This window comes from Mesorhizobium sp. M1E.F.Ca.ET.063.01.1.1 (assembly GCF_003998155.1).
Taxonomy (GTDB): domain Bacteria; phylum Pseudomonadota; class Alphaproteobacteria; order Rhizobiales; family Rhizobiaceae; genus Mesorhizobium.
In genome coordinates, this window is sequence record NZ_RZSC01000233.1 from 1 (window position 1) to 8,167 (window position 8,167).

At 59.9% G+C, this 8,167-nt stretch carries 6 protein-coding genes, 2 pseudogenes and 1 riboswitch; of the genes and pseudogenes, 3 read left to right on the plus strand and 5 right to left on the minus strand.

Going from position 1 to position 8,167, the window contains the following annotated elements:
• The 4 genes from EOA29_RS17595 to EOA29_RS44030 all read right to left on the minus strand — a co-directional run.
• A partial coding sequence (locus EOA29_RS17595; RefSeq protein ID WP_127221207.1) for an FAD-dependent oxidoreductase occupies window positions 1-212 on the minus strand: 212 nt, incomplete at its 3' end.
• Entirely contained in the window at window positions 209-2,044 is a 1,836-nt protein-coding gene (thiC, locus tag EOA29_RS17600) for a phosphomethylpyrimidine synthase ThiC (protein WP_126063809.1), read from the minus strand. The genes thiC and EOA29_RS17595, both read right to left, overlap by 4 nt.
• A 103-nt stretch (window positions 2,045-2,147) precedes the next feature.
• Window positions 2,148-2,264, minus strand: a riboswitch (TPP riboswitch).
• A gap of 121 nt (window positions 2,265-2,385) precedes the next feature.
• Window positions 2,386-2,613 (minus strand): hypothetical protein, encoded by a 228-nt coding sequence (locus EOA29_RS17605; RefSeq protein ID WP_245454713.1) that lies wholly within the window; start codon window positions 2,611-2,613, stop codon window positions 2,386-2,388.
• A 662-nt stretch (window positions 2,614-3,275) separates the two neighbouring features.
• On the minus strand, window positions 3,276-3,737 hold the full coding sequence (locus EOA29_RS44030; RefSeq protein WP_306283303.1) for a hypothetical protein: 462 nt from the start codon (window positions 3,735-3,737) through the stop codon (window positions 3,276-3,278).
• 898 nt (window positions 3,738-4,635) lie between these two features.
• Here EOA29_RS44030 and EOA29_RS43055 point away from each other — a divergent pair.
• The 3 genes and pseudogenes from EOA29_RS43055 to EOA29_RS17625 all read left to right on the plus strand — a co-directional run bounded on the left by EOA29_RS43055 (window position 4,636) and on the right by EOA29_RS17625 (window position 6,724).
• A pseudogene (locus EOA29_RS43055) lies at window positions 4,636-5,158 on the plus strand (SMC-Scp complex subunit ScpB).
• A 533-nt stretch (window positions 5,159-5,691) separates the two neighbouring features.
• Entirely contained in the window at window positions 5,692-6,342 is a 651-nt protein-coding gene (locus tag EOA29_RS17620) for a DUF433 domain-containing protein (protein WP_126057624.1), read from the plus strand.
• Window positions 6,343-6,346: 4 nt separating this feature from the next.
• On the plus strand, window positions 6,347-6,724 hold the full coding sequence (locus tag EOA29_RS17625; protein WP_126057625.1) for a DUF5615 family PIN-like protein: 378 nt from the start codon (window positions 6,347-6,349) through the stop codon (window positions 6,722-6,724).
• A gap of 21 nt (window positions 6,725-6,745) precedes the next feature.
• Here EOA29_RS17625 and EOA29_RS17630 read toward each other — a convergent pair.
• Window positions 6,746-8,167: pseudogene (locus EOA29_RS17630) on the minus strand (DNA-binding protein); the annotation flags it as partial.

Consider the following 8,167-nt stretch of genomic DNA (forward strand, 5'->3'; position numbering starts at 1 on the left):
CACCAGTCGGCAGCGTCGCGTCCGAGATCCAGCACCGGCTGCTCCGCGCTTTCGCGCTCGCACCATGGCGCCAGCATGCCGCCGGCGAACCACGACGCGTTGCCGCCAAGGCCATGCCGCATCTCGGCGACTGTGACCGTCGCGCCGCGGGCGGCGAGTTCGAAAGCGACGGTGAGGCCGGCAACGCCGGCCCCTTTGACGAGCACCCTCATGATGGTTTGGGAGCCTCCGGCACGACCGGTACGCCAGTCTCGTCCGCCGGCATGTAGAGATCGCCGCCCTCCCGGTATTTTGCCGCCATTGCCGCCATGCCTTCCTTCTGAGCCTCGGCACGGATGTCGTGGGAAATGCGCATGGAGCAGAATTTCGGCCCGCACATCGAACAGAAATGTGCCAGCTTGTGCGCCTCCTTGGGCAAGGTCTGGTCGTGGAAGGACCGTGCGGTTTCGGGGTCGAGCGACAGGTTGAACTGGTCCTCCCAGCGGAACTCGAAGCGCGCGCGCGAAAGGGCATCATCCCTGGTTTTCGCTGCCGGATGGCCCTTCGCCAGATCGGCTGCATGGGCGGCTATCTTGTAAGTGATCACCCCAATCTTGACGTCGTTGCGGTCGGGAAGGCCGAGATGCTCTTTCGGCGTGACGTAGCAAAGCATTGCGGTGCCGAACCAGCCTATCATGGCGGCACCTATCCCTGAGGTGATGTGGTCATAGCCCGGCGCGATGTCGGTCGTCAGCGGCCCCAACGTGTAGAACGGCGCCTCACCGCACACTGCGAGCTGCTTGTCCATGTTCTGCCTGATCTTGTGCATGGGGACATGGCCCGGGCCTTCGATCATCACCTGGCAGTCCTTTGCCCAGGCAATCTTGGTGAGTTCTCCAAGTGTTTCCAGTTCGGCGAATTGCGCCGCGTCGTTCGCATCGGCGATTGAACCGGGACGAAGGCCGTCGCCGAGCGAGAAGGAAACGTCATAGGCTCTGGCGATGTCGCAGATCTCCTCGAAATGCTCGTAGAGGAAGCTCTCCCGGTGATGGTGCAGGCACCATTTGGCCATGATCGAGCCGCCGCGCGAGACGATGCCCGTGACCCGGTCGACGGTCAGCGGTATGTAGTGCAGCCGCACGCCGGCGTGGATGGTGAAATAGTCGACGCCTTGCTCGGCCTGCTCGATCAGCGTGTCGCGATAGACCTCCCAGTTGAGGTCCTCGGCGATGCCGCCGACCTTTTCGAGCGCCTGATAGAGCGGCACCGTGCCGATCGGCACCGGTGCATTGCGCACGATCCAGTCGCGGATGTTGTGGATGTTGCGGCCGGTCGACAGGTCCATCACCGTATCGGCGCCCCAGCGGATCGCCCACACCATCTTTTCGACCTCTTCGGCCATCGACGATGTGACAGCCGAGTTACCGATGTTGGCGTTGATCTTCACCAGGAAATTTCGCCCGATGATCATCGGTTCGCTCTCGGGATGATTGATGTTGGCGGGAATGATTGCGCGTCCGCGCGCCACCTCGTCGCGCACGAATTCGGGTGTGACGAAATCTGGGATCGCCGCGCCGAAGGCTTCGCCGTCGCGTTGCAGCTTGCCGCGCATCACCTCGCGGCCGAGATTCTCGCGGATGGCTACGAACTCCATTTCTGGCGTGATGATGCCGGCGCGCGCATAGGCAAGTTGGGTCACCGCCTTGCCCTGCTTGGCCTTGAGCGGCCGATTGCGTATCGGAAATTCCGGTGTCAGGCGCTCGCCGGTGGCGAATCCATTGTCTTCCGGCCGGACGTGGCGGCCGTCATAGGCTTCGACATCGCAACGCGCCGTGACCCATTCGTGGCGAAGCCGGGCAAGGCCTTTTTCGATGCTGGTTTGGACTGATGGATCGGTGTAGGGGCCGGACGGATCGTAGACGGTGACGGGCGGTTCGCCGGCCGTCGGATGGACGGAAATCTCGCGCATCGGCACCCTGATCTGCGGGTAGAGGACGCCGGGCTTGTGGATTTTCCGCGAGGCGGGCAGTGGTCCCGTCGACACGGCGGGGGTGAGGGCATTCATCGTGAGGCTCCTTTGCTCATGCATTGGAGACCCAGTTCTGTGCCGGAAGGATGAAAAGACGCTTCTGTAGACCTGCTGCAGCAGGACCTCGGGCGTAAACTCCCGCAAAGCGCTTGCACCGTCCCTACGCCAGTATGAACTGGATCAGGTTCAACGGGTCACTGCGCCGCGAAAGCCAGCAGTATCTCAGCCCCTTACCGGGACTCCCCTGGTGAATGCCTCAAGTTGAATGGGCCGGTGCTGCTTTGTCAAGCGCCTTCGGGCGCCTTCGGGCGCCTTCGGCCGGTGGCGACGTCCGGCGGCCGGCCGAGCGGAGAGCTCGCGCATGCATCGGGGACAAGTCACGCCCCGTAGACCAGGGCTGGAATGGCCAAAGTCTCATTCGCTTCGTGAAGGATGGAAAAACTGTATCGGCCATGTGCGTCGAGATCGACCGAGTAGCTCAGGCGGTCACGGATGTGGTTATCCTGGTCGAAGGCGACGATTTGCGGCTTCAGCGAGGTGATTTGCACCACGTCCAGGTAGATGGAGTTGCAGATATGATCTGGTCGTCGGGCTGGCAGGTGCAAGCGGCCGCTCTATTCAGGATGCGGCATCGGCGGCGTTCCCGATACCAATGATATCTTGCGGGCAACTTATGCAATCACCGGCTTCGTAAAACCCGACGGCGGCGGCCGTGTCCTGGCGCTGAGGATGTGCCGCTGTTCCAGCAGAGAAATCGCGTGGGCGCGGAGTTTTCGCTCTGCGAGGAAGAGTTGACGCAATCGTTTAGCTTGCTTGCAGTTCGTAGAGACCCGCCTTTGAAAGCAACTAAGCTATTGCATTGATATGTTGGTGCGCGATCGATCGCTACATAGCCGGCCGCCATTATCCGAGTATTGATCCGCCGGTGTTCGTGTTGCCGTATATGGCAATCCCTGCGAGATCGTCGCGGCCGGATCGGCCGCACCCTCTAGTCATAAAAGGGGAAGCGACCGAGAATTCCGCTGCCGAAAACTTCTCTGGCTTGGCTATGCATGCGGTAGATGAGATCGCCGCCTACCGCGACCTGGTCGAGGAAGGCATCGACGCCCAGTTCGGACAGCCTGGTTATCGCAATGCGTTAGCGGCTCAGACTTGCGGTCTCGAGAGCGGCCTTTGGGGGTCACCTCTTTTTTGTTTCAGAGGTTGGAAGACGGCTGCTCGTTACCCAATAGAAATGGCGACTACGGAACGCGATCGATCGCGGCCATCAGGAAACACCTGTCTTCGGCTCAACCTCGACATGGCGTCCGATCGACCGCAGATATACAGCTATCTCGTCCATGAGATGATCGCGTTCGCCGTAGATCTCAGCAATCCTGCGCAGCTGTGGCTCGACGGACCTCCGTTGCGCCGGCGTCAAATCAGCATCGCCAAAGACATATCCCAAGTTGCCAATCGCGCAAATGTTGCAGCCGGCCTCCACAACTGCTTGCACGAATGCCGGAATGTCTTTTTCTTGCATAGTCTTCATGTCGAACCTCTCGTGAATGGCGTGCTTGCGCGCCCATGCTGCCTTTTCAGCGTGTCCTCTGGGCGGCGCAAGCCTTGAGCGTAATTGTGCCGGGCAACCTCGACTATCCCGTCTGCCACGCTCTTTAGAGTCGGTGGGGTCTGGTGATTGCAGGCTGGGCCACTCAAAAGCCTGCAAGAAGAAAGTCATGGCGACCATTGCTCAAGATCGCGAGGGTGCGTGCAAGACCTTCCGTTGGCAGTCATGCACGCTCACCCAGCAACTGGGTATTGAGCAACTGGGTCTCACGTCGCGGGTCTCGTGTGCTTCACAGCCGAAAATAAGGTACCACCGTGGCTATTCTCAAGTGCAGGCTACCTCTTCAGGACACGGCGGAGTGCCTTCCGACGCACCCCTGGTGCAACGTGCGACCTAACGAGACACATCTCGTTCGCGTTCCCTCGACCTTTCTTCGTATTGCTGCTTGCCCTGCGATTTCAGGCCCTCTGCTAGCTTCTCGGCCGCTCTTTGGCCTGCAATGTCACTATTCAAGATCATATCCGACATCCCTGGATGGTCATAACCGTAATGCGCATGCAGTTTCCCTCACGAGCAGCGCCTATCCGTCGATTAGTTCGTCTTCCGGAACCCGAAGCCCTTTTTATCCGGCGTACCTATCCACCATTCAACCGGTATACCTTTCCCAACTTTGGCGGACCATTTACCTCAGGCATGATCATCTCGCGTGACATTTTTTTTTGGCGCCATCATCGCACGTGGCATTTTCTAAAAACCAAGACGTGTCAATTTGTAAAATCAAGGATGCGGCCGCGCCCGTTGCGAGGATTTGCAGGTAGCTCTTCAGCCCCAACACGATGTGTGAGGCGGCGGTGGAAAAGGCAACCGACGGCGTCGACGCGTCCTTTGATGATCGCAAGCGATATGCTTCGTCGCGAGCCCAGATTGCGGTCTCGGGCACAAGGCGAGATCACAGTTCTGCGATCTGTGGTAACGCGAGCCCGCAAAGCGCCGCTGCGGCCACCGCTTTTGGAATCTGGACGAGATTCGTCGTCGTCTGAGATCAGTTGATCGAGCAGTTCGCGCGCGCGGGACGCGCTTGCGGTGCAGTCTCTCCCGCGAGCTCGCCCGTGACCTTCTCATCGACGACATCCGAGAGCTGCGCGGACGGCCCTATGACCTCGTCGCTGTCGCCGGCGGCTGGAAGCACCTGACACGGCCGGCCTATGCCGATGCCATCCGCGCCTGCGGAAGCAGCGGGCGTGCCGTGGACCTGACGTGGTCGGACGTGCTGATGCTGATGTGCATCGGCACTTCCAGCCGATTACCCGCGCCGAATTGTCGTCGGTTTTCGGGAAGTAATCAGTCGCGACCTGATCGGCCATCTGCGGCACCGGCCTGATCGCGTCGAACCCGCGCAGTCCGACGCCCGGCGCTCCCTACACCTATGTGACGACAAAAGCGTCCTGCTCGAGTTCGGCCTCGACACGCTTCGCGATCTCCCGGACTGCGAGGCGCTCGAGGATGCCGGGCTGCTGAGCAGAGATGAGCTGCTTGCTGGTGAAATTATGCCAGAGTTGGCTAGTGGCCATGAGGATGCGGGTTTGGATACGGAGGAATAGCTTGGCGCTGCAGACGCTGTGGCCACCGGGCTTGCGAGTGCTTCCAGCTTTCCATAGCGAATCTAGCGCGCCCAAGGGCGTCCGAAATTTGTAGGCAAATTTCGGACATGGACACGGTCAGCGACGTCAAGCAGGCAGCGGTATGCGGCCTCTGCACCGCTGTCGCCCAAAAATTCGTGGCCATGGGCAAGCCCCACTTGAGACCCCCAGAGAGAACGCTCGTGAGCGATGGAAACGGTTTTGGTCCAAAGCTTGATACAGATGGCCTGCAGATGGGTGTAGGGTTTCAAAGCGCTCGAAGACGCGCCTTCGCAGAGTTAAAAGTCCGCGACGAACTCGTGTGTCGTTTGTCGCCAACTGCAAATTCGATAGTTAGCGCAATTATACTGCGCCGAGTCTGCCATCTCGAGCCCCAAGGGTTTGTGAGGCCTCTCGGCTCACCACCGCCTTTGCTAACCGCCGTGATTCCAAAGACGCGTGCCTTTACGGAGGGGGTCAAACGGCCTATATTATTCTTTATAAGGAGAAGAATAATGGGCACACTTGCTCGCATCTACACCCCCGCAGAGGCAGCCGCCGTCAGCGGGATAGGAATCAAGGCCGTGCACAATGCGATCGACAAACGCATTGTCGATACTGTGCCAAGCACTGCTCGGCGCATCGGTGGGGTCGTCCGACGGGCATTGACCGGCGAGGATTTGCTGCGGCTCAAGCTTTGGTATGGCGTGGGTGCGACATTGCCCGCTGATCGTCGCTACCGCCTGTTCGAGGAAATCAAAGCTGCCCCAAGGGCCAAGACCGTAAGGGCCGACGACCTGCTGATCGTCGACGTCGCCGAGGCACGTAAACAGCTCAAAGCGCGCATCGTGGATCTTGATGAAGCGGAGGCCGCCATCGGCCGCGTTAAAGGGGTGATGGGCGGAGAGCCTGTCTTCAAAGGAACCCGCATCCCTGTTCGTATGATCACGACGATGCTAGCGCAGGGCGCAGATGAAGCGGAGGTTCTGGAGGGATATCCGAAGCTAACGCCGCGCGTGATTGAGCTCGCCAGAATGTGGGTCGCCGCGCACCCGGTTCGTGGGCGGCCTAAGAAGCTGGTCGAGCAGGGCGTGAAAATAAAGTCGTCGAAGCGCGTGGTTTTGAAGGGCGACCCAGGTCCGTCGGCCAGGTCGAGACGCGTGTGACCTCGTGAGGTTTCTGATCGATGAGTGCCTGCACACGTCTCTGGTTGCGGTAGCCCAAGAACGCGGACATGAAGCAAACCACGTCAACTGGCTTGGGCTAAGCGGCGAAACCGACTGGGACCTCATGCCGCTCATTATCGATGAGGATTTCACCTTCGTCACCAACAATGCTAAGGACTTCAGGAAGCTCTATGCCAAAGAACCGGTTCACGCCGGCCTGATTATCGTCGTCCCTCAGGTCGGGCCTGAAAAACAGAGAGAGCTCTTCGATGCTCTCCTCGAGGATCTTGGCCCAGAGGAATTCCTGATTAATGAAGTTATCGAAATCGAGATCGAAAACGGCATTGCAATCGTAACACGATACGATCTGCCGTCGCCCTAGCTGAGGCTGCGCGATCTCCGCTTATGACCGACCCGGTTGCCAGTCGCTCATCTGCAAAATGTTACCGCCGAGTTTTGCAAACGCGCGTTGGCGGCAGGAGAAAACGAGAATCTGCTGATCGTGTGATTGACGATGCAAAGCGTCGAACATGCGCTCGATGCGGTCGTCATCGGAATAAACCAAAGCGTCATCCAGGATAACCGGTGTGGGTCGGCCGTCGCGGGCAAGCAAACGGGCGAAGGCCAGACGTGTCAGAACCGAAAGCTGTTCTCGCATGCCGCCACTCAACCTATCGACATCCTCATCCTGACCATTGCGGCGAACGGTCTGTGGCAACAGTGTGTTCTCGTCGAACACTATGGAGATGTCATCGAATAGCAATCCAAGCAGCGGTCGCAGCTCGGACATGACCGGCTTCAGATAAAGATCGCGTGCCGTCGAGCGCGCAGCGACCAGCGTCGTGCGCAGCCGGTCGAGGACGGCTTTTTCGAATTCGAAGCGTCTCGCTCGCTCTCCAGCGATTTCCAATTTTTCTGTGGCCTCGCGCAAAGCTTCTTCCACCGCGTCGTCGGACCGAGTGCGAATATGGCCATTGAGATCGGCCAGGGTTACACGCAACTGACTTGCTTCCTGTGTGGCGGCATCCTGAACCGAACGGGCGCGGCGCAGAACGGCTTCAGCGCTGGTGAGATCGCGAGCGCCGTCGCGCAGGGGAGCAGCGCGCATTTCGGCCGCTTCGCGCAGCTTTTGTCGTGCGGTGGCCTCGGTGAGCAGCAAGCGCCCCTTTTCCTCGCGCGCTGCATCGGGTCCCAATATGACCTCGAGGCTGGTCAGTTCCGCCTGGATGGTGACATAAGCCGTCTCCGCAGCCATGACAGCCTCGTCGGCATGGCTGCGCAAAGGCAAGGCCTCGCGCACGCTGTTGCGTGTTGTCGCCACACGCTGCTCGGCTGCGGCATGATGTTGCCGGATCTGTTCTGGATCGACTTTGAGTTCGAGGTCCCCGGCCCCGAGGGCACTCAGACGAGCAAGCTCCTCGTGTAATTGCTGTATCCCCTTGGGCGCGAGATCGGCAAGTCGCTGACGCGCCAAGCCCAGTTCGGTAGCTTTGTCGCGCGCTTCCACTAGGCGCTGGCGTGCCGTCCTGAGGCTATCGACACCGAGGGACGCAAGCAGGCTGCGGTGCTTCGCTTCGGCGTCTTCGATGGTCCGGTCGGCCTGCTGCGGCCGATTCGATCGCAGGGTCAAGGCTCCGATGCCGGCAATATCCAGGCGTACGGTGCCAGCAAAGCTTTGGTCTTCTGCATGGGGCAAGGGCTTGGCATCGATGGTCACCAAATCGGCGGCGCCGTCCCGGTATTCCATGCATAGCGTCGGCAGGGTTGCCAGGTGAGCTGCACGAAGGCTGGCGATCTCGATTTCGAGCGCCTGGAGTTGCTCGAC